We start from the raw sequence: 22,510 nt of genomic DNA, 5'->3' as shown, positions 1-22,510 counted from the left end.
AGCGCACTTTAGCACCGGATACACCGGCAATACTCGGTCGAATACCGGCCGACGACGTGAAGTGCGTCGCGCCGCAGCCACCCGTGGCGGGTGATCAGGACCAGTGCGCCCGCAGAGCGGTAACGACGCCGTCGAAGGTTGACCGCTTCATGGTGGCGCCCTCGCGGCGCACCACATCCGGCTCGACGAGCAGCAGGCGGTCCAGGCGCACCTCGCTGGGGCGGCCCTTGGAGTCCCAGGGCCCGGTGCCGACGTCGTGCCAGTAGCGACCCCAGCGGGCCTCCTGGGCGGCGTCAAGGTCGTGGTCCTTGCTGGTCAACTGGGCGGCGACGAGCCGCTTGCCGTGGTGGGCCAGGACGAGCACGGGACGGTCCTTGCCCTGGGTGGCGTCCTCCTCGAAGGGCACCCAGGTCCACACCACCTCGCCGGGGTCGGCGTCGCCGTCGGGATCGGGGGAGTAGGTGAAGTCCGGAAGTCCCAGGGAGGCGACGTCGTAAACGCCGACGCCGTCGTGCGCGCCCGTGCGGGGGCTGTGTGCCGGCGCCTGGGGGTGGGAGACGGTGTGCGCGGCACTCTTGGACGCACCCGCCCGCTTCGCCTCAGGCCGGGACGAGCTGCGCTTGCGCGACTTCTCCCGGGTGCTCAGCTCCTCCTCTAGGGCGTCGGTTACGGTCCGTTTGGCGCTGGAGGTAAGAATCCGGGCGATCCGCTTGAGCAGTGGGGAGGGCATGAGCCGACCCTACCGTCACGCATACGGTTCTCCACCACACGTACGACTTCCCGCCACACGTACGCGTTTTGGAGCCATGCGACTGCTAGAGGCGGGAACCTCCAAAACGCGTACGTCAGGGGCAAACGCGTACGCACGGCGGGGCGTAGGCCTACGCGCGAGGGGCACTCCATCAGACCCGAGGCGTTGCCCGCCGGGCCATGCGCGCCAGCAGCGCCCAGAAGACCGCGCAGCCCGCCACGGCCCAGGCCAGGACCGGACCGATGCCGGCCCAGTCCAGGCCGCCGGCGTCGGTGAGGGCGCTCGAGCCGAGCGTCAGCGCCCGCGTTACCAGCGAGTACGGCCACAAACCCGCCAGTGTCTGCGCCTTGTAGGCGACCCCAATGCCGATCACCGCACCGGCCAGCCCCAGGGCCACTGGCGCGGCGAAGGACCGCATCCGCATCGACAACAGGGACTGCAAACCAACCAGCGGCACCGCCGCCACCACCGCCAGTAGTGCCGAGACCGCGAAGCCGATGGGCAGGCCCCCAGCCAGGTGCAGGAACACAATGCCGGACAGCCAGGTGAGTGCGATCAGCAGCAACTGCATGGCGGCCACCGGCATCAGGATCACGCCCGTCTTCGCCAGGGCGACCGCGGCCGGAGAGTGCGGTGTCGTGGCCATGTAGTTCCAAGACGAGCCCCGATGCTCCGGGCGCCACGCCGCCGCCAGCAGCAGGGCGACCGCGATCGAGAAGAAGAACAGGCCGTAGAACAGGGTGACTTGACCGACGAAGGTCTCCCAAGTAGGCGACAGCACCTCCTGATTCATTGCGAAGTTGACCGATCCGGAGATGACGGTGAGCACCGGCAGTACCGCCACGACCCACCACACCAGGGACCTGCGTAGCTTGAGGGCCTCCACGGCCAGCAGGGCCGGCCAGGTGCCTTTTTTGGCGGTCGGCGTCGAGGTAACCGAAATGGGGACGGGAGTACCGCGTGAAACACTGGTTGCGGGCACGGGGCTCACCTTTCGATGCGGTCGAGGCGGGAAGTGATTGCGTAGAAACAGGCGGCGGCCAGCCCCAGAAACCCGGCTATCCAGCCCAGGGGTGGGCGGGCGACCATGACGTCGCCGGTGCCGACCTGGGAGATGGGGCAGATCATCGCCCAGTACCCCCATGGCAGCAGCCGCGCGAGCCAGGCCGGGGCGAGGAACATGTACACGCCGATGAAGGCCCCCACCAGCCCGAGGCCCACACACGCAAGCTGGTTGTCGAGCACGGCCGCGAGCAGAACATGCAGCGCGCACATGGCCAGGTCGACGCCGATCAACAGGGCGGTGTATCCGGCCCATATCCCGATCGGCAGCGGCACGGTGGCGCCGGCGGTGCAGGCTGCCAGTATTAGCGCCAGCGTCTGCAACGCGAGTGTCGGCACCAGCACGAGTGCCAGGGTGGCGAACTTGGCCCGACACAGCCGCCCGGGCGTCAGGCCGGCCGTCGCAGACAGGTACCAGCCGCCGGATGCGTGCTCAATGTCGGTCAGGCGGCTGGCCAGTACGGCCACCAGGATCGGCGAGAACAGGGCGTTGATCAGCGCATACTGCAGCAGGATCCCCTCCCACGGGTGGGCGGCCGGATCGTTCAGGCCCGCCCGGGAGGACGCGGACAGCGGCGCGGCGAACGCCACCGCCGTCACACCCAGCACGGTCACGATCGGCGTGGTGCGAAGGCGCCGCAGCTTGGCCAGTTCCATTCGCACGGCGACGCGGAAGGACCCGCCCGGGCTTTGCGGCGGTACGTAACCGCCGCAGCCGTGGCGCCCGCGGGAGGGCATGGCGACTGTCGGCTGTGCACCCATCACAGCGCCCCCGCTCCGCCGGTCAGGTCCATGAAGACGTCCTCCAGGCTTTGGGGCTCACGCCGCAGCTCATACACGGGGACGTCCGCGGCCACCAGCCGCCGCACCAGCTCGGCGGCGGCCCCGGGAGACAAGCCGGGAATTCGTACACCGGCGTCTGTCACGACCGTCGTCGCAGGCGGCTCCGGGGCAGGGCGGTTGCCTGCGGCACCGTCCAGGCCGGCCAGCATTGTCGGGGTGAGGGCCTGTGGCCGGGGCGTGACCAGGAGCAGGTCCGGCACCGAACGGCGCATGAGCTCGGCACGCGTGCCCTGGAAGACGAGCCTGCCGGCCGACAGGACGCCGAGCACGCTCGCCATGCGGTCGATCTCATCGAGCAGGTGACTGGAGACCATCACCGTCACGCCCTCACCCGCCAACGACACCAGCAGATTGCGCACCTCCTCGATGCCGGCCGGATCAAGGCCGTTGGTCGGCTCGTCCAGGATGAGGAGCTCCGGCTGGCGGGCCAGCGCCATGGCGATCCCCAGCCGCTGCTTCATACCCATCGAGTAGGTCTTCACCAGGCGGTCCCGATGGCCGGTCAGACGCACCAGGTCAAGGGCCCGGTTCACCTGGGCATCGCTGAGCCCGAGCATGCGCTGCACCAGGCGCATGTTCTCGGCGCCCGTCAGGTGCCCGTAGCCGGGCGGCTGCTCGATCATGGAGCCGGTGCGCGCCATGAGCCCGCCGCGACTGCGCCGATCCAGCGGGACGCCGAACAGGTTCACGCTTCCAGACGTCGGTGTCAGCAGGCCGAGCAACAGCTTCATGGTCGTGGACTTGCCGGAGCCATTGGGGCCCAGGAAGCCGTAGACGACGCCGCGGGGAATGACAAGGTCGAGGTGGTCGACAGCGGTGCGGGCGGCGGCGCCCCTGCCGAAGATCTTGGTCAGGGCACCGGTGGTGACGACGGCGTCCGGGAACCGCGCCGCGGCGTCGCCCCCGGTGGGTCCGGGGCGGGTGAGGGTGACTGTGTTCATGCCTTGCAGCATTCCCGCGCCCGCGGTCGTCGGCATCAGGCCCGGGGCGGAAGTTCGGGCGCGCTTGGTCGCCGGACTCATACTCGGGTATGAAGACCCGGCCCCCGCCGTGCCGCTACCGTCGCATACCGGACAGCGCTCCGTGGAGGGCAGGCCCCTTACACAGGTAGGGAGAGGCGGGGATGAGGATGCGCGACGGCGAGGCAGCGGGGCGTGGCCGGCGGGCGCCGGCCGTGCCGGACAGCGGTGTGCGGCGGTGGCCGCCACGGGGGCGTCCGGGTGTGGCCGACATGCTGCTGGCCGTCTCCCTGGCCTATGTGTGCGCATGGAATCCGCCCATGATCACGGAGCAGCCGGCCGGCGCTCTGCGCAACGCACTCGTCGACTCCGGTGCCTACGTCATCATCCTCGCCGTGTGCTGCGTGGCCATCGCGCTGCGCCGCCTCGCCCCGACCGTCGCCGTTGTCGCCGTCGGAGTGGCGCTTGCCGCTCATGTACTGATCTTTGACGGGCTCTCCATCCTCGCCATCGTCGCCTGCCTGGTGGCGGTGGAGACCTGCACGAGTCGTGTCCCGCGCCCCCACGCCTGGCCGCTGGCGGCCCTGGGCTACCTCGGTGGCGCGGTCGGCGCCCTGCGCGCGGACAAGCTGATCGACCCGCCCACCCCGGGCACCGAGCTGATCGTCCTCGCGGTGAGCTGGGCGTTCATCACCGTCGCCGTCCTGACCGGCCTGCTGCGCCGACGCGCTCGCGAGCGGATCGAGCAGGCCCTGGAGCGGGCAGAGGTACTGGCCGCCCAGCAGGAGGCCGAACGACGTCTGGCCGTGGTGGCCGAGAGGCAGCGCATCGCCCGGGACGTGCACGACCTGCTGGGGCACTCGCTGTCCGTCATCGGCATGCAGGCCGAGGGCGCCCGGGCCGTCCTGACTACCAATCCCGCGGCCGCCGCCGAGGCGCTGGCGGTGATCGGGCGGACGAGCCGGCGCTCGGTCTCCGAAGTGCACTCACTGGTCGACATGCTGCGCGCCGACGTCAACGAATCCCCCTTGGCCCGGCCCTCGCCGCAGTCGGACGGGAGCGCGGCACCGGGCGGCTCGAGTCCGGGCCTCGACGACGTGCCACGGCTCGTTACGGGTGCGCGGCGGGCGGGCCTGCCGCTCACCCTCGACCTGCGCTGCGACGCCGAGCCGCCGGCCCCGGTGGGGGAGGCGGCGTACCGCTGCGTACAGGAGGCGCTGACCAACGTGATGCGCCATGCCGCATCCGCGCCGACCAAGGTCCGGGTGCGGGGCGAGGACGGCGGAGTCGATATCGTCGTCGAGAATGCGGAGCCCATATCGGCCGGAGGCGGTGCCGCTGGCGCACTGGACGACGACACCCGGCGGGGAGCGGGGCTGCAGACCATGCGCGAACGAGTGGTGGCGCTCAACGGCCGGTTGTGGGCCGGGGAGCGGTCGGAGGGCGGCTGGCGCGTGCACGTCACCCTGCCGGCGCCGCCGCACCTCACCCAGGCGCAGCCGGGACAGGCCGCATGAACGGCATCATCAGGGTCGCGCTGGTGGACGACGAGCCGCTGTTCACCGCGGGGCTGGCCATGCTGCTGGGGGCGCAGCCGGACATCGAGGTCGCCTGGCAGGCCGGCGACGGTCGCCAGGCGCTGCGGTGTGCGCAGAGCGATCCCGTGGACGTGGTCCTGCTGGATGTGCAGATGCCGGGCCTTGACGGCCTGGCCACGACCCGCCGCCTGATTGAGGCGGGAGCCCAGGGCCGCATCGTCATACTCACCACCTTCGACACCGACGGCTACGTCATGGGTGCCATCGAGGCCGGCGCGGCCGGGTTCCTGTTGAAGAACACGGCCCCGGAGCGGCTGATCGAGGCGGTGCGCACCGTCCATGGCGGCGACTCGGTCATCTCGCCCGGACCGACGCGGCGGTTGTTGACCGCCGTACGCGCCGGCCAGGTGGAGCAAACCCGGTCCCAGCCGCCGCCGCTGCCCGGTGGGCTCACCGAGCGGGAGACGGAGGTACTCGCGCTGGTGGCCCGGGGGCTGACCAACCAGGAGATCTGCGACCGGCTGTGGCTGTCCATGGCGACGGTGAAGACGCACATCTCCCACCTGTTGGCCAAGACCGGGGCGCGCGACCGGGTGCAGTTGGTGCTACTGGCGCTGCGCACCGGCGTCGTCGAGCTTGATGAGCTGCTGATCGAGACAGAGGCGTGAGCCAGTCCTGAGACAGCCGTGAGGCAGCTCCGGCACCCGATGGGGCCTCGGGGAGGCCGCGCAGGCCGTCCTGACCTGCGTCGGCGGCTGCGGCCGAGCCGCCGACGGGCTTAGAACAGTCCTCCGAAGACCCAGCCGAACAGTGCCTGGGCGTAGAGCAGGCCGGCCACCAGGTTGCAGACTGTGCCGGCGAGGAACACCAGCACGGGCTTCCAGCCGGCCTCCCGCAGGGCACCGACGCGGAACTCCAGGCCGATCGACACGAAGGCCAGTGTGAAGAACAGGGTCTGGAGCGCTTTGGCGGAGGCCAGACCGGTGCTCAACCAACTGCTCTCGTCCGCGACCAGGCCGGGCGCGGCGGCGGCAATGGCGGAGACCAGCACCGACGCGGCGATGAAGCCGAGAACGAACTTCGGGAAGCGCTGCCAGACCTCGCGCCAACCGGGGCGGGTAGCAGAGGCGGCGGTGCCGTCGGCGTCACGGCGGTCCACGCGCAGGGTGAACCAGAGGGACAGGCCCACGGCAACGAAGCCGATGAGAGCGTTCTGCGTCATCTTCACAATCGCGGCGAACTCGAGCACGTCCTCGCCGGCGACGGCCCCCGCGGCGGTGACTGCCGCCGTGGTGTCGATGTTTCCGCCGATCCAGGCCCCCGCCACCGGCGCGGACAGTCCCAGGAGGGCGGCGAGCCACGGCAGCAGGAAGATGCTCGGCAGGGCGAAGACCACGACGAGCCCGGCCGTGTAGGCGAGCTGCTCGCGCTTGGCGTTGACGGCACCCGCCGCCGCCACGGCGGCCGAGACCCCGCAGATCGACAGGGCCGTGGCCAACAGGGCCTTGAGGTGCGGTTCGACGCGCAGCAGGCCGGCGATCCACCAGGTGAACAGGAAGACCGTGGAGATCATGAGCAGGGCCTGAATGATCGCCGGCGCCGCCGCGGAGACGATCACGTTGATGTTGACGGTCGACCCCAGGAGTACGAGCCCCGTCTTAATGAAGAACTCGGTGCGGAACGCCGCCGAGAGGCGGTCGATGACGCCGAGCGCCGACAGGAGGGCATTGGCGACGAATCCCAGGGCGATGGCGTAGACGGGGAACTCGATCGACCCGGCGATTCCGCCGAGCCAGGTCCCCTCGCTCCAAAGGGGGACGTGACTGTCCAGGTAGTCGACGGCGGCGGCCAGGCCGACGACGACGATGACACCGAGCAGCGTCCAGCCCGGGGAGGTGGCCTCCGGGCGGGCGTCCGGGGTGGGCTCGGCGGCGGGGCCGGCAGCAGTGGGCGCGGGCGTGTTGACGCGGGCGGGAGCACTCATCACAACCACCCCGAGATGTTCGGGATGATGCCCAGCAGGGCCAGAACGAGCAGGCCGAGTCCGGTGATGGTGGCCACCCAGTCCTCGCTCAAGGAGAACTTTCCGTCCCCATCGGGCGGGATGACGGTGGTGGGTGGGACGTCCACGTGGCCGTCCGCGGCCTTGGTATTACGGCCGGTGTTACTGGTAGGGGACATGGGCAGACCTTTCGGGTACTGCTGCGTACACGTCAGGACCTGCCCCGACAAGTGGGGCCCGTTAGAGGGACAGACACAGGAGGAGTCGTCGGCAGGCACCTGCCGACGCAGCTCGTGTCAAGGGAAGGGCGTGTCAGTCGGCAGCGGTGATGCGGATACCGCGACACATACACATCTCGGCCGCGCCGAAACGGCCGCCGACTGCACGGACGACCGAACGGAGCGGGAGAGTACTGAACACAGCTCGGACCATAGGACAGGGCGGAGCCGACAATCCAGGCCCGTCCGCATGGCGAACTGCGGTGATTCTCGGCACGCAACTGGCTGTTTGTGTTTGTGGGTGCGGTGGTTCGGGCGCGGCTGGTGGTGTGGTGGTCGGGTTCGGGGCCCTGTTCGACGTGAACCGGCCCGCCAGGCGGTCGGGTTCGCGTGTGGGAGGTCGTGTTCGGGCCGCCGAGGTCGTATTCGGCCGATCGGAGGGCGGCGTCGGGCCGGCGGAGGGCGGCGTCGTGGGGTGGACGGTTCGTGTGTTCCGGTGACGGTTCGTCAGGTAGCAGCAACGGTTCGGCATGAACGACGACGGTTCGTACCCCTACCCCACGAACCGTCGCCGGATGTGCCGAACCGTCGACCGCAACGTACGAACCGTCAATGGAACGCACGAACCGTCAGGCGAAGGCGTGAACGTTGACCCGAACGCACGAGCCGTCGTGCCTGGCCCACCGTGCTCCAACGCGCACCCCCACCAATCGCGCCACGCGCCGCGCAACCGGCACGCGTGCGCCAACGGCCCCCGGCGACCCAACGCCCATCAGTTCACCACACCCGCAAGCGCGAAGAGCCACGTAACTTCTACCGATCTCGGCACGTAACTTTTACCGATCTCGGCGGGTGGCGGCCTTCATGGTGGCGACGAAGTCGCGCAGCTCGGTCTGCAAGGCCTGAACCGCAGCGGTGTACTCGGGGGAGTCCTCGCCGGACTCCTGCGCCAGGCGGGCCAGCGTCGGCACGTGGGACTCGATGATCTTCACGGTCGCCGATCCGGAGATGGCCCCGTCGGCGCCCGCGGCAATCGCCTCGGCCACCTGCTCGGGGCCGGAGATGCCGAAGCCCAGCATCACCGGTGCGGCCGCATCCTGCCGCAGCCGCGCCACCGACTGCGCCAGGCCTACGCTTGAGGAGGCGCGCTCGGTCCCGGTCACCCCGGCCCGGGAGACCGCGTACACGTAGCCGCGGGAGGCCTTGGCCACCGCGTCGAGGGTCTGGGCGGTCGCCGACGGCGGGGCGATGTACACGGCGTCAATCCCGGCGGCCTCGGCGGCGGCGGAGAACTCCGCCGACTCGCGCACCGGCACGTCAGGCAGCAGCACCGAGTCGATGCCGGCAGCGGCGCAGCGGGCGTAGAACTCCTCCAGCCCGATCGCGAAGGGCACATTGCCGTAGATGAGCATGCCGATGGGCAGCTGAGGGTGGCGTGCACGCACGCGCGCCACCACCTCCAGACAGTCGGTTAAGCTCACCCCGGCGTTCAGCGCGCGCAGGTGTGCGCGTTGGATCGTCGGGCCGTCGGCCACCGGGTCGGAGAAGGGCGTGCCCAGCTCCAGGGCATCAGCACCGCCGTCGATCAGCGCCTCGATAATCGCCTCGGAGGCTGCGGGGGTGGGGTCGCCGACCATGACGAAGGGCACGAAGGCGCCCTCACCGGCGTCGGCCAGGCGGGAGAACATGGCGGGATAACGGCTCATCTCAGGCCTCCTCAGGCTGGTGAGTCGGCGCTGCCGACTCTGCGTTCGCCCCGGCACGTGCCAGCGACAGGTACTCGGTGCGCTTGCCCATCTGCTCCACCATGGCGGCGGCCCGGGCGACGGCGGAATCCTCGGAGAAGCTGCCGCCCAGGCGCATGCGCACCTGCTCCAGGTCCTTGTCCCCGCGCCCGGACAGGCACACCAGCAGGTGCGGTGTGGAGGCGTCGGCGGGCGTCTCGCGGGCGATCTTGAGGGCCTGGGCGAGTGCGTGGGCGGATTCCAGGGCCGGGATGATGCCCTCCCAGCGGCTCAGCAGCCGGAAGGCCTCCACCGCCTCGTCGTCGGTGATCGCAACGTACCGGGCCCGCCCGGAATCGGCCAGCCAGGCGTGCTCGGGCCCGACGCCGGGGTAGTCCAGCCCCGCCGACACGGAGAAGGACTCCTCCACCTGCCCCTCCGGGGTGCGCATCAGATAGCTGCGTGCCCCGTGCAGGATACCGGTGGTGCCGTTGTTGATCGGGGCGCCGTTGCGGGGCGTGTCCAGCCCCTCGCCGGCCGGCTCCACGCCGATCAGGCCGACGCCGACGTCGTCGATGAACTCGGAGAACATGCCGATCGCGTTCGAGCCGCCGCCCACGCAGGCGATCACCTGATCGGGCAGGCGCCCGGTCAGGGCCAGGATCTGGGCACGCGCCTCAAGGGAGATGCAGCGGTGGTACTCGTGCACGATCGTGGGGAAGGGGTGCGCGCCTGCGGCCGTGCCCAGCAGGTAGTGGGTGGTGGCGAAGGAGGCGGTCCAGTCGCGCAGGGCCTCGTTGACGGCGTCCTTCAGGGTGCCGGCGCCGCTGGCTACGGGCACCACCCGCGCCCCCATCAGCTCCATGCGCTCCACATTGGCGGCCTGCCGCACCACATCGGTGGCGCCCATGTAGATGGTGCAGTCCAGGCCCAGCAGCGCGCACACCATCGCGGTGGCGGTGCCGTGCTGGCCGGCGCCCGTCTCGGCGATGATGCGGGTCTTGCCCATGCGCCTGGCCAGCAGTGCCTGCCCCAGCACCTGGTTGCCCTTGTGGGCGCCGCCGTGCACCAGGTCCTCCCGCTTGAGGAAGATGCGGGCGTTGCCCTCGCGGGGCAGGTTGTGCAGCTCCGTCACCGGGGTCGGGCGCCCCAGGTAGCGGCGCATGAGCTCGTCCAGCTCGGCGGCGAAGGACGGGTCCGCCTGGGCATCGATGTAGGCATCCTCCAACTGGTCCAGGGCGGGGATCAGCAGCTCCGGCACGTACTGGCCGCCGTAGGGGCCGAAGTAGGCGCACAAACGCGGGTGCGTGTGGTCGGCGTGCTCCCGCTGCGCCCGGGCGGCGTCCGCCCCGGCCACCCGTTCAGCGGCTTGGGCGGCGTCGCGTGCCTGACCGCGTTCGGGCGCCGGCACGGCGGTGGCCAGCACCTCGGCCACCACGCCCGGGTCGGGCGCCGCCGACAGGGCCGAGCCGATCAGCAGGGCATCCACCTGCCCGGCCAGGCGCCGCACGTCGTCGGCCGTCTGCACCCCGGACTCGCCCACCAGCACCACGCCCGACGGCGCCAGCGGTGCCATCTGCTCCGTGCGGGAGATGTCGGTGGCCAGGGTGCGCAGGTCGCGGTTGTTGATGCCGATCACCTGCGCCCCCAGGGCGGCGGCCCGGTGCATTTCCGCAGGCGTGGACACCTCCGTGAGCACCTCCATGCCCAGCGAGTGCGCCAGCTCCGCCAGCTCGGCGTAGACGTCGTCCGGCACCACCGAGAGCATCAGCAGGATCGCGTCCGCCCCCAGGCTGCGGGCGGCCAGCACCTGCACGGGGTCCACGATGAAGTCCTTGCACAGCACCGGCACGTCCACCGCGCCGCGCACGGCGGCCAGGTCCTCGAAGGAGCCGTTGAAGCGGTCCGGCTCGGTCAGCACGGACACCGCCGCCGCCCACGGCGCGTAGGCGCGCGCCAGCGCGGCCGGGTCGTAGCTGGAGCGAATCGTGCCGCGTGAGGGGGAGGCGGACTTGCACTCCATGATCAGGGCGGGCCGCGGGCTCGCGTGATCGCCGCTGCGGGTGCGCAGGGCGTCGGCGAAGGAGCGCCGGGAGGGCTCCAGCTGCTCGGCGCGCAGGTGCCCGAAGCGGGCGCGCAGTTCGGGCAGGCGCTCGCGCCGTGCGGCCACGATCGCATCCAGGACGGTGCCGGTGGCGATCAGCCGCTCGTCCACCGGACGGCGCTGAGGCCGGGCACCGCCGGCGTTGGGGGCGCCGCTCATCGGGCCTCACCCTCCGCGGCGGCCTTGGTCATGGAGTCCAGGTGCTCGGCGACCCGGCCGCTGGCCAGCTGGTCCAGGGCCATGCGGGTGCCGTCGGCCAGGTTGTCTGCCGGACCGGCCAGGTACAGCAGGGCGCCGGCGTTCACGGCGATCGCGTCGCGGTGGGCGGGTTCGCCCCGGCCGGCGAAGACCTCCCGCAGCAGGGCGGCGTTCTCCTCCGGCTCGCCGCCCAGCACGTCGGCAAGGTCGTAGGTGGACACACCCAGCTCCTCGGGGGTGACCTCATAGGCCTTGACCCCGCGCGGGGTGGCCTCCCGCACCTGGGTGGTGCCGTGCACGGCGATCTCATCGGTGCCCGCGCCGTGCACGATCAGGGCGCGCTTGCGGCCCAGCTTGACCATGGTCTCGGCGATCATGTCCAGGATGTCCGGGTCGGCCACCCCCATCAGCTGGTAGGTCAGGTGGGCGGGGTTGAGCAGGGGGCCCAGCACGTTGAAGATCGTCGGGGTGGCCAAGGCCTTGCGGATCGGGGCCACGTGCCGCATGGCCGGGTGGTAGGCCTGGGCGAACAGGAAGGTGAAGTGGTCACGGGCCAGGATCTCAACGGCCCGCTCCGGAGCCACGTCCAGGGGCAGGCCCAGGGCGGCGACGACGTCGGCGGCGCCGGTCTTGGAGGACACGGCCCGATTGCCGTGCTTGGCGACGGATACGCCCATGGAGGCGGCCACGATGCCCGCGCCGGTGGAGATGTTGATGGTGCCCACGCCGTCGCCGCCGGTGCCGACGACGTCCACCAGCGGGAAGGTGACCTCGGGGAAGGGACGGGCGGCGTCGCGGAAGGCGCTCGCGGCGCCGGCCACCTCATCGGCGGTTTCGCCGCGGGCGTGCAGGGCGGCCAGTAGGGCGGCGGTCTCGGCCTCGGACAGGTCTCCGGCGCCGAGCGCGGCGAAGACGATGCCGGTCTCATCCTGGGTCAGGCGCCGGCCCTGGATGACGCCGCGCAGCAGGCGGTGCGCGTCCTCGGCGTCGGCCACCGCGGGGGTATGCATGGCGTTGTTCTCAGCGGGTGCGGGGGTCATGGTGTGCTCCTAAAACAAACAATGGGGTTGATGATTCGGTTCTGAGGAATTGCGTGGGGGCGGGGACGGCGCCGGTCAGGTGATCGCGGCGGCGGCCAGGCCGGCGGTAAGCGCGTGCAGGATGGTGGGGCCCTGTGGGGTCAGCACGGACTCGGGGTGGAACTGCAGCCCGACGACGGGGCGGGAGCGGTGGCGGGCCGCCATCACAATGCCGGGGCCGGCGGGATCCTCCGCCCCGGTCACCGCCAGTGGCGTGAGCGCCGCGGGCAGGGCGCGCGTGCCCAGGGAGTGGTAGCGGGCCACGTCCAGGCGGCCGTCGGGGAGGGGCCGGAAGGCCGGGTCGGCGCGCCCGGCCTCGGTCAGCTCCACGCGCACGCTGCGGCCGTGCACGGGCCCGACCCGGTCGATGGAGCCGCCGCAGGACTCGACGATCGCCTGGAAGCCCAGGCAGATGCCGAGCGTGGGGATGCCGCGGTCCAGGGCGGCGGCGATCAGTTCCATCAGGTTGCCGGAGGCGCGCGGGTGACCGGGGCCGGGGGACAGGCACAACACCGGGCGCTCGCTGCGGGCCGTTTCGGCGTGTGCGTCGCCACCGGCGGCGGGTTCAAGCGCGTTCAACACCGTGGCGGCGGGGGCCGTATTGCGGTAGACGGCGATATCCGCTCCCAGGGAGGCGAACTGGTCCACCAGGTTGTAGACGAAGGAGTCGCGGTTGTCGAGCAGGACTACGCGCATTTCAGCGCCTCCCTTCCGGCCGGGCGGCGCCATTGCCGGAGTCGATGACGAGCTGGGCTCCCTGGGCGGCGGCGACGGCCGCCAGCACCGCGCTGGCCTTGTGGACGGTCTCGGCGGCCTCGGCGGCCGGCACCGAGTCGGCGACCACGCCGGCCCCGGCCTGCACCAGCGCCGTGCCCCCGCGCACGAAGGCGGAGCGGATGACGATGCAGGTATCCAGTTCGCCGTCGCCCCGGAAGTAGCCGACCGAGCCGCCGTAACTGCCGCGCCGCACCCCCTCGGCGTCGCGGATCAGCTCGGCCGCCCGCAGCTTGGGGGCGCCGGTAAGGGTGCCCATGGTCATGGAGGCGCGGAAGGCGTCCAGCGCATCCAGGTCCGGGGCCAGTTGCCCGGATACCTCCGAGACCAGGTGCATGACCCGGCTGTAGCGGTCCACACGCATCAGGTCCCCGACCCGGCGCGTTCCGGGCACGGACACCCGGGCGACGTCGTTGCGGGCCAGGTCCACGAGCATCACGTGCTCGGCGACCTCCTTGGCGTCGGTGCGCAGCTCAAGTTCCAGGCGCGTGTCCAGCTCGTGGCTGATCCCCCCGTCTGGGACCAGTCCGCGCGGGCGGGTGCCGGCGATCGGGCGAATGGCGACCTGTCCGGTCTTGGCCGAATGCAGTAGGGCGGACTCGGGGGAGGCGCCGAGCAGCTCGAAGTCGGGAGCGCCCACGTAGAACATGTACGGGCTCGGGTTGGACTCGCGCAGCGCATGGTAGGTGGCCAGCGCGTCCGGGCAGGGCAGGGTGAAGCCGCGGGCGGGCACCACCTGGTACACGTCCCCGGCGGCGATCGACTCCTTCATGGACTCCACCACGGCGGCGTAGTCGGCGTCGGACTGGGTGGGGGCGGCATGCAGGACCGGGTGGGCGGCCTCCTCAGCGGCGTCCTGCGGGGCGGGGGGCGGAGTGGCCGCGTCCCCGGCGGCGAAGGCGTCCGCGGCGGCGGCCAGTGCGTCCAGGCGTGCGGCGAGACTCGCGGCATCCACCGAGGCGCCCACCAGGGTCGCCACACGGGTGGGGTGGTCGATCACCAGGATGATGCGGGCGTCGTAGAACAGGTAGTCGGGGCAGGTGTTGGCGCCCATGGCGACCTCGGGCAGCGTCTCGAAGGTCGCCAGGTAGTCGAAGGCGAAGACTCCCGCCTCCAGCGGCAGGTGCGGGTGATCCACGTCGGCCGCAGCCAGCACGCGCAACGGCTCGATGGTGGAAGTCGCCTTTAGGCGCTCGCGCTCCTCCAAATCGTTCGCGACGGGCGGGAAGGTGAGGGTGAGGCTGTCCGCGGCGTCGTCGGTGACGTGGGCGGCCAGGGCGGTGCGCAGCCGGTCCAGGGCGGCGGCGCCGTCGGCGGGCGCCTGGGGGAGGACCTCGGCGACGACGGCGTTGCCGCGGCAGGTCAGGCGGGTCGAGGACTCCAGGACGGCGATCGTCGTGCGGGAGGCCTTGGTGGCGATGTCCACCGACTCCAGCAGGACGGTGTCCAGCGGCCGCGGCTCGCCGGTGTCCGCCGTGGTGGCGATCAGGCCGGTGCGGGCCAGGTGCTCCAGCAGGGTGCCGCCGTCGTGCTGGTAGCGCACCGACCGCGTCAATACGGAGGGTGGGGGAAGCGTCATCGGTTGCCTTCCTGTTCGTGCCACCGGTGGGATTCGCCCCGTATGCGAAGAGCCCGCCAGGTGACGAGCTCTTGTGATCCGGCGCCGGCTATGCGGCGTGAGTGGCTCGCCCATTGGGGAGCCACCACCACTGGCTGGTGCGGAACGCGGTCATGGCGGCAGGTTAGACCGGCGTGCGGGACGGGCCAAATCGGTGACACGTGGTGAGACGGGCCGGGCGGACGGAGAACAGGCAGAACATGCGCCCGGGCCGACAAATTGTGCGGCATCGGGCCCGGGAATGTGATCGGAGCCATAAAGTCTTGGGTGCCAACGATGGCCCGCTCGCCGCCGCGCCGACGACCGACGCGCTCCCGCCGAGCCGCAAGCCCCTCGGGGCACGACCCGAACGACCCGAACCCAACCTGTCCAAGGAGACCATTGTGCTCCAGCTCATCATCAACATACTGACGCCGATTCTCGGCGGCATGGGAGTCTCATCGGCGGACGTTGAGACATATGTCCATGAATGCTCCGGCTACATCTACACGCTCCTCGTCATCATCCTGGTTGCGATCGCGGTGGCGATCGGCGCGCACTGGCTGGCCAAGAAGGGGGACCGGCACCTGTGGCGCTGGGGCGCCGGCCTGACCACGGTTGTGGCCGTCGTCGTAATCGGCAACCTGGTGGTCTTCGGTCCGCTGTACTCGACCGTGTCCATCCTCGTCAATGTGCAGGGCAGTGTCTCGGACGCCTCGCGCGCCGCCTCGGAGGAGATCATCGGCCGCGTCGGCGACGAGGGATTCGTGCTGGCCGAGAACGACGACGGACTGTTGCCACTTCCGGCCGAGACCACCAACCTCAACGTCTTCGGGTGGGCCTCCACCATCCCGATCTACGGCGGCACCGGCTCCGGCGCTGCCGACATGTCCAACGCCACCGGCGTCCTGGACTCCCTGCACGACGCCGGATACGCCACCAACGACACCCTAACGCAGCTGTACACCAGCTACCGGGACACCCGCGAGTCCCAGGGCACCACGGGCACGATCGGCTTCACCGACTGGACCCTGCCGGAGCCGACCGCCGACGTCTACACCGACGAGGTGCTGGGTGAGGCCAAGGACTTCTCCGACACCGCCGTGGTGGTGCTGGCCCGCTCCGGCGGTGAGGGGCAGGACCTGCCCACCGACATGAAGGCCGTGATCGACGGCGACTACGCCAAGATGGCCGAGACTGTTGCCGGAGGTAATGAACGTTACGGCTACTTCAACGCCGAGTACACCAACAACGGCGACTACGACGACTTCGAGGCGGGTGAGCACTACCTGCAGCTGTCACGTACCGAGAAGGACATGCTGCAGATCGTCAACGACAACTTCTCCCAGGTGATCGTGCTGATCAACTCCAACAACACGATGGAGCTGGACTGGCTGGACGACTACCCCTCCATCAAGTCCGTGCTGCTCGCCCCCGGAACAGGCCAGAACGCCATGGGGGCGCTGGGACGCATCCTGTCCGGCGAGGTCAACCCCTCTGGGCACACCGTGGACATGTTCGTCAACGACCTGACCACTACGCCCGCCTACAACAACTACGGCAACTTCACCTACACGAATGTGGATGACCTGGTGGAGCAGTACACGGCGGCGGACCCCGGCTTCCAGGGCGTACTCGGCCGCGTGAGTTACAACGAGGGCATCTACGTCGGCTACCGCTACTACGAGACCGCCTACGACGACGCCGTGGAGGGCTTCGACTACGACGCCGCCGTGCGCTACCCCTTCGGCTACGGGCTGTCCTACACCGACTTCACCCACGAGATCACCGCCTTCAATGCTGACGGGGACGAGGTGCAGGTGACGGTCACCGTCACGAACACCGGTGACGTGGCCGGCAAGGACGCGGTCGAGCTGTACTCCACGCCGCCGTACACCGACGGCGGCATCGAGAAGGCCTCCGTGAACCTGGTCGACTTCGCCAAGACCGAGCTGCTCGATCCCGGTGCCACCCAGGCGATCGACTTCGCGATCCCCAAGGAGGAGCTCGCCTCCTACGACTCCTCCGCCCTGAAGACCGCCGACGGCGGCTACGTGCTGGAGGCCGGCGAGTACACCATCTCCGCCCGCTCCGACTCCCACACCGTGCTGGACTCCGAGACCTTCACGGTGGACGCCGACGTGGACTACTCCGCCGAGGGACGCGCCTCCGACTCCGAGGTCGCCACGAACCGCTTCGAGGACTACTCGGCCGGTAATGTCACTTACCTCTCCCGCGCCGGCGGATTCGCCAACTACGACGAGGCCACCGCCGCGCCGACCGCGGAGGACCTGACCATGACCGAGGAGGAGAAGGCCTTCATCGACTCCTACTCGGTGGCCAACTACAACCCGGCCGATCACGAGGACCCTGATGCGGTCATGCCCACGACCGGTGCGGACGGCGACCTGAGTCTGCGCGACATGACCGGACTCGCCTACGACGATGAGCAGTGGGACCGGCTGCTGGACCAGCTCACCGTCGAGGAGATGTCCGAGCTGGTCGCCGTCGGCGGCTTCCAGACCGTTGGCATCGGCTCCATCGACAAGCGGGCCGCGCTCGACTCTGACGGGCCCGCCGGCCTGAACGACTGGGTCATCGGCGTGATGGGCACCCCCTACCCGGCCGAGGTGCTCATCGCCCAGACCTGGAACACCGAGCTGGCAGGTGAAGTCGGCGCCGGCATCGCCCAGGAGTTCGCCGATGCGCACATCTACGGCTGGTACGGCCCCGCCATGAACACCCACCGCACCGCCTTCGGCGGACGCAACTTCGAGTACTACTCGGAGGACGGCGTGCTCGCCGGCAAGATCGCCTCGGCAACCACCAATGCGGCGGCGGCCAAGGGCGTATACGGCTACATCAAGCACTTCGCGATGAACGACCAGGAGATCAACCGCTGCACCTTCTTGCAGACCTTCGCCACGGAGCAGACGATGCGGGAGATCTACCTCAGGCCCTTCGAGATCGTGGTGAAGAACCGGGCGGAGGGGCCGTATGCGGTGATGTCCTCCTTCAACTTCATCGGCAATCGCTACGCCGGCGCCAACGCCGACCTGCTCAACGGCGTCCTGCGGGACGAGTGGGGCTTCGAGGGCATGGTGCTGACCGACTGGTACGGGTCCTACGGCTACCAGATCACCATGGACTCGGTGCTCAACGGTAACGACATCATGCTGGGCATGGGCTCCCAGGCCCGCTCGGAGATCGAGAACCAGGACTCGCCGACCATGGTGACGGCGCTGCGGCAGGCCTCGAAGAACGTGCTGTACACGGTGGCCAACTCCGGCAACTACAGCGTGGAGACCGATGATGGCGGCCTGGACCGGCTCACCACCATGGCGATCATCATCGATGTGGTGACGGGCCTGCTGTGCGTGGGCGCGATGACCGCCGTCGTGTTGCGGTGGCGTTCGAGGCGGGCCAAGGCCCGGGCGAGCGCCGACTGAAACGGCGACGCTGATCTGGCAGGTGCGCGGGTACCTCGTCCGTCAGGACAGGTGCTCGCGCACCTCGTCCATGTCCTTGTCGCCGCGGCCGGACAGGTTCACCAGCAGCAGCGGTTCGGTGGCGTCGGGGTGGTCGGTCTCGGCATATTCGCGGGCCAGTTCGAGTGCCTGGGCGACAGCGTGCGCCGACTCCATGGCCGGAATAATGCCCTCGTGGCGGCTCAGCAGACGGAAGGCCTCCAGTGCCTCGGCGTCGGTGATGGCCACGTACTCGGCCCGCCCGGTGTCGGCCAGGTGGGCGTGCTCCGGTCCCACCGAGGGGTAGTCGAGTCCGGCGGAGACCGAGTGTGAGGGCAGGACGCTGCCGTCGTCGTCGAGCATGACGAAGGAGCGCATGCCGTGCAGCACGCCGGTGCGGCCGGCGTTGATGGGGGCGCCGTGCTCGCCGGTGCCCAGTCCCCGTCCGGCCGGCTCCACGCCGATCAGCCGCACCGATGGGTCATCCAGGTAGGCGGCGAAGGCGCCGATCGCGTTGGAGCCGCCGCCCACGGCCGCGATGACGGCGTCGGGCAGGGCGCCGTAGCGCTGAAGCACCTGGCGGCGGGACTCCCTGGAGATCACTTCCTGGAAGTGACGCACGATCGAGGGGAAGGGATGTGGCCCGGTGGCCGAGCCCATCAGGTAGAAGGTGTCCTCCAAGCGGGTGCACCATTCGGCGAGGGCGGCGTCGATCGCATCCTTCAGGCCCGCTTGTCCGGCGGTCACCGGCACCACGGTGGCCCCCATCAGCTCCATGCGCTCCACGTTGGGGCGCTGCCGCTCCACGTCGTGCGCACCCATGTAGATGGTGCACTCCATGCCCATCAGCGCGGCCACCATGGCGGTGGCGGTGCCGTGCTGACCGGCGCCGGTCTCCGCGATCAGCCGTCGCTTGCCCATGCGCCTGGCCAGCAGCGCCTGACCGAGCGCGTTGTTGCCCTTGTGGGCCCCGCCGTGAGCCAGGTCCTCCCGCTTCAGTAGGATGCGGGCGCCGCCGGTCAGCGGCAGGTGACGGCACTCGAAGACGGGTGTCTCGCGCCCCAGGTAGGTTGCCCGCAGGTCCGCAAGCTCGGCCTCGAAGGCTGGGTCCGCGACGGCCTCGGTGTAGGCGGCCTCGAGTTCGTCGAGCGCGGGCAGCAACTCGGCGGGGACCTCCTGGCCGCCGAAGCGACCGAAGTAGGCGGGTAGAAGCGTGTGGCGCGGAGTGTCGGTGCCGGGTGCGGGCGGAGTGTAGCCGGGCGCGTCGGGTCCGAGCGGCCCGGTCGGCACACGGTTGGCGGTGGGGGCCGCCCCGGGAAGGGCGGTTTCTTGGTCTGCGGGGGTGCGCATGGGTGCCTCCTTGCTGTCTCCAGCGCTCGACGGCGGTCGCGTGCGTGAGGGTAAGGGCGCCGCGGGCGGTGGGCAAAAGGAATCCCGGGCGTCTCACATGACGGGACAACGGCCCGGGTGGTGGATTGGATGCAGTTTATGCGCCGCGACCGACAGTTCCTGCTGTAGTCCGCCGCAGGAATGGGCTGTGACTCATACGATGAGGGAGTTCGGGCATCCCCGGCGACGGTGCCGCTGCGTCCCGAGACTTCACAACCGCGGTGAGGAGTTCGTCGTCGGTACGTCTCCGGCAGACTCGCCCGAACGCGCGGCCCCACCTCCCACCGGGGCGGGCCGCTGAGCCCTGAAGAACCCTGCAAGGAGAGATCAATGAGGATCACATGTGGAAGGAGCCTAGCCGCCGTTGCCGTGGCTGCGGCTCTGGCATTGACAGGATGCACCTCCGGCGGTTCCACCGCCGACGCGACCGCATCCTCGAACCTGGAGAACAACGGCAACACCTACATCACTCAGGAACTGGACGATGGTCAAACCAGGTTCACCAGAGTCGTCAACCCCAACGGGGGCCAGGTACTGAGCTACTCGGCCGACGGCGGCATGACCATCATTGAGCAGGTTGAGGGCGAGTACACCTATGCCTTCAAGGACTTCAACGGCAACGGCGAGCTCGACCCCGCCGAGGATTGGCGGCGGACGGGGAGCGAGCGGGCCGCCGACTACGCCACCGGCCTGTCCAAGGAGCAGATGGCCGGGCTGATGCTCTTCTCCGCTCATGAACGCGCGCCCGAGGACGGGTTGACCGCCGAACAACAGCAGTACCTGTCCGAGTCCTACCTGCGGGCAGTGCTGAACGCGGGCGGTTCGGACGTGACCGCCAACGTGCAGTGGGTCAACCAGATGCAGGCCTACGTGGAGACTCTCGCCTCCGCCGACACCCCCTACATCCCGGTCAACTTCTCCTCCGATCCGCGTTCGGACGCCTCCGGTGACGGCGCCTTCACGGGGGTTGGTGAGATCTCCAGCTGGCCCGGATCATTGGGGCTGGCCGCCACCTTCGATCCCGACACGGTGCTCCAGTTCGGGCAGATGGCCTCACAGGAGTATCGGAGCCTCGGTATCGGTACGGCCCTGTCCCCACAGATCGACCTGGCCACGGAGCCCCGGTGGCTGCGCGTGTCCGGAACCTTTGGTGAGGACGCCGAGATGGCCGGGGCAATGGCCGCCAACTACGTGGCCGGCTTCCAGGGCACGTACACGCAGGACGGCGGCGAGGGCGACTGGGGCACGGACTCGGTGGCGACCATGATCAAGCACTGGCCCGGTGACGGCGCAGGCGAGGGCGGGCGCGAGTCCCACACCAATGCCGGCAAGTACGAGGTCATGGTTGGGGGCAACTCCGCCGAGCACCGGTCGGTGTTCCAGCAGGCGCTGGAATCTTCGGCCGTGATGACTTCCTACTCGATCACCCTGAACGCCGAAGGCGAGCCCGAGTACACCCAGCGGATGGGCTCCTCCTATGACGACGGTAAGCTCTCCGAGCTGCGTGATGACAACGCCTACGAGGGCGTCGTCGTCACCGACTGGGGAGTCACCCGCGCCACCACCGACCCCGACGATCCGGTTATCGCCACCGGCTGGGGTGCGGAGGACCTGAGCGTCGAAGAGCGTCACTTCCAGATCATCAAGAACGGTACCGACATGTTCGGCGGCAACAACGACGCCGCCCCCGTACTGGCGGCCTACGACCTATGGCAGGAGGCGTACGAGGCCGGGGAGTTGGACATCGACGCCCAGACCCGCTGGCAGCAGTCGGCGGCGCGCATCCTGACCATGTCCTTCAACATCGGCGCCTTCGATGACCCGTTCCTGGATCTGGCCGCGTCCCAGGCACAGGTGGGATCGCAGGACAAGGTGACGGCCGGCCAGGAAGCTCAGCTCAACTCCGTCGTGACCCTCAAGAACGACGGCGCCATCACCCTGGATCCGGAGGCGGACTTCTCCGACAAGACGGTCTACATCCCGCAGACTTACGACACTGGATTCAACAGTGCCTTCAGCGAGGCCGAGTACACCGAGGGACCCTCCCTCGACGTGGAGGTCGCCGAGCAGTATTTCGGCAAGGTCGTCACAGACGAGGTCGAATACGACGCCGACGGACACGTCACCGGCTATACGGCGCCCGACCTGACCGATGTGGACCTGGTGCTCGTGGGCATGCGCTCGCCGATCAACGGCACCAGCTTCTCCAAGGCCGGCTGGAACGAGGAGGAGGACAGCTGGTACCCACTCTCCCTCCAGTACGGCACCTATACCGCCGATGGGGAAAACGTCCGACGCACCTCCATCTCCGGGGACATCCTCGACGACGGCGGCCGGGAGAACCGCTCCTACTACGGAGCCACCTCGGCGATCTCCAACGCCGCCGACCTGGACGCCTTCAACCGGGCCGCTGACGCGGTGGCCGCCTCGGACCGGGACATCCCCGTCGTCGTGGCGCTCAAGGCCACGAACCCGGTGGTTCCCGCAGAGTTCGAGGCTCGCGCCGACGCCATCGTCGTGGGTTTCGGAGTCGCCGACGAGGCCCTGATCAGGATCGCGCTGGGCCTGCACGAGTCCAACGGCCGCCTGCCCATCCAGTTCCCCGCGGATATGGACACCGTGGAGGCCAACCAGGAGGACGTCCCGAAGGACTTGACCCCCTACACCGACTCCGCGGGCAACGCCTATGACTACGGTTTCGGCCTGCACCTGGACGGCTCGGTGATTGAGGACTGAGCAAGTGACCTAAGGGGGTGAGGGCGCGCGGGCGCGGGCAGACAACTCTGTCCACGCCCGCGCGAAGGC

The 22,510-nt window shown here is 69.8% G+C and carries 16 protein-coding genes; 4 read left to right on the top strand and 12 right to left on the bottom strand.

What is annotated here, in order from left to right; all coding sequences use genetic code 11:
* Positions 1 to 94: 94 nt before the first annotated feature.
* From C3B71_RS09020 to C3B71_RS09005, 4 genes are all read right to left on the bottom strand, one after another.
* Positions 95 to 730: a type II toxin-antitoxin system PemK/MazF family toxin gene (locus tag C3B71_RS09020; protein WP_108967539.1), complete on the bottom strand. Its 636-nt coding sequence runs from the start codon at positions 728 to 730 to the stop codon at positions 95 to 97.
* Between the two features lie 172 nt (positions 731 to 902).
* A complete protein-coding gene (locus C3B71_RS09015) occupies positions 903 to 1,733 on the bottom strand; it encodes an ABC transporter permease (RefSeq protein WP_234415865.1) in 831 nt (276 codons plus the stop codon).
* Positions 1,734 to 1,738: 5 nt separating this feature from the next.
* Positions 1,739 to 2,575 (bottom strand): ABC transporter permease, encoded by an 837-nt coding sequence (locus C3B71_RS09010; protein WP_234416235.1) that lies wholly within the window; start codon positions 2,573 to 2,575, stop codon positions 1,739 to 1,741.
* Positions 2,575 to 3,597: an ABC transporter ATP-binding protein gene (locus tag C3B71_RS09005; RefSeq protein WP_234415864.1), complete on the bottom strand. Its 1,023-nt coding sequence runs from the start codon at positions 3,595 to 3,597 to the stop codon at positions 2,575 to 2,577. The genes C3B71_RS09010 and C3B71_RS09005 overlap by 1 nt, the downstream gene beginning before the upstream one ends.
* Before the next feature lie 290 nt (positions 3,598 to 3,887).
* Here C3B71_RS09005 and C3B71_RS09000 point away from each other — a divergent pair, with 290 nt between their 5' ends.
* A complete protein-coding gene (locus C3B71_RS09000; protein WP_234416233.1) occupies positions 3,888 to 5,132 on the top strand; it encodes a sensor histidine kinase in 1,245 nt (414 codons plus the stop codon).
* Between the two features lie 5 nt (positions 5,133 to 5,137).
* On the top strand, positions 5,138 to 5,821 hold the full coding sequence (locus tag C3B71_RS08995) for a response regulator (RefSeq protein WP_181574866.1): 684 nt from the start codon (positions 5,138 to 5,140) through the stop codon (positions 5,819 to 5,821).
* A 110-nt stretch (positions 5,822 to 5,931) separates the two neighbouring features.
* Here the strand turns inward: C3B71_RS08995 and C3B71_RS08990 are convergent, their stop codons facing one another.
* The 7 genes from C3B71_RS08990 to C3B71_RS08960 all read right to left on the bottom strand — a co-directional run bounded on the left by C3B71_RS08990 (position 5,932) and on the right by C3B71_RS08960 (position 14,831).
* Positions 5,932 to 7,137 carry a YeiH family protein gene (locus C3B71_RS08990; RefSeq protein ID WP_108967533.1) on the bottom strand — a complete coding sequence of 402 codons (1,206 nt, stop codon included), beginning with the start codon at positions 7,135 to 7,137 and terminating at the stop codon, positions 5,932 to 5,934.
* The gene (locus C3B71_RS08985) at positions 7,137 to 7,334 is read right to left on the bottom strand and encodes a hypothetical protein (RefSeq protein ID WP_108967531.1); all 198 of its coding nucleotides are present in this window, start codon (positions 7,332 to 7,334) and stop codon (positions 7,137 to 7,139) included. Before C3B71_RS08985 ends, C3B71_RS08990 begins: the two co-directional genes overlap by 1 nt.
* Before the next feature lie 875 nt (positions 7,335 to 8,209).
* Complete coding sequence (gene trpA, locus C3B71_RS08980; protein WP_108967529.1) at positions 8,210 to 9,079, bottom strand: tryptophan synthase subunit alpha; 870 nt, start codon at positions 9,077 to 9,079, stop codon at positions 8,210 to 8,212.
* Position 9,080: 1 nt separating this feature from the next.
* Entirely contained in the window at positions 9,081 to 11,360 is a 2,280-nt protein-coding gene (trpB, locus tag C3B71_RS08975; RefSeq protein ID WP_108967526.1) for a tryptophan synthase subunit beta, read from the bottom strand.
* Positions 11,357 to 12,439 (bottom strand): anthranilate phosphoribosyltransferase, encoded by a 1,083-nt coding sequence (gene trpD / locus C3B71_RS08970; protein ID WP_108967524.1) that lies wholly within the window; start codon positions 12,437 to 12,439, stop codon positions 11,357 to 11,359. The genes trpB (C3B71_RS08975) and trpD overlap by 4 nt, the downstream gene beginning before the upstream one ends.
* A 75-nt stretch (positions 12,440 to 12,514) precedes the next feature.
* The gene (locus C3B71_RS08965) at positions 12,515 to 13,174 is read right to left on the bottom strand and encodes an anthranilate synthase component II (RefSeq protein WP_108967521.1); all 660 of its coding nucleotides are present in this window, start codon (positions 13,172 to 13,174) and stop codon (positions 12,515 to 12,517) included.
* A 1-nt stretch (position 13,175) separates the two neighbouring features.
* Positions 13,176 to 14,831 carry an anthranilate synthase component 1 gene (locus C3B71_RS08960; RefSeq protein WP_108967519.1) on the bottom strand — a complete coding sequence of 552 codons (1,656 nt, stop codon included), beginning with the start codon at positions 14,829 to 14,831 and terminating at the stop codon, positions 13,176 to 13,178.
* 302 nt (positions 14,832 to 15,133) lie between these two features.
* Here C3B71_RS08960 and C3B71_RS08955 point away from each other — a divergent pair, with 302 nt between their 5' ends.
* Entirely contained in the window at positions 15,134 to 18,298 is a 3,165-nt protein-coding gene (locus tag C3B71_RS08955) for a glycoside hydrolase family 3 protein (protein WP_199912484.1), read from the top strand.
* A gap of 42 nt (positions 18,299 to 18,340) precedes the next feature.
* On the opposite strand, the gene trpB (C3B71_RS08950) is transcribed toward C3B71_RS08955, so the two are convergent.
* Positions 18,341 to 19,666, bottom strand: coding sequence for a tryptophan synthase subunit beta (trpB, locus tag C3B71_RS08950; RefSeq protein ID WP_108967517.1), 1,326 nt, complete (start codon positions 19,664 to 19,666; stop codon positions 18,341 to 18,343).
* Between the two features lie 369 nt (positions 19,667 to 20,035).
* Between trpB (C3B71_RS08950) and C3B71_RS08945 the strand changes: the two genes are divergently transcribed.
* Positions 20,036 to 22,441, top strand: a complete 2,406-nt coding sequence (locus C3B71_RS08945; protein WP_108967515.1) for a glycoside hydrolase family 3 N-terminal domain-containing protein — start codon at positions 20,036 to 20,038, stop codon at positions 22,439 to 22,441.
* The last annotated feature ends 69 nt before the right edge of the window (positions 22,442 to 22,510 follow it).

It is taken from the genome of Actinomyces sp. Z16 (assembly GCF_003111765.1).
Lineage (GTDB): Bacteria > Actinomycetota > Actinomycetes > Actinomycetales > Actinomycetaceae > Actinomyces > Actinomyces glycerinitolerans.
This window is presented reverse-complemented; position numbering and strand designations above follow the sequence as displayed.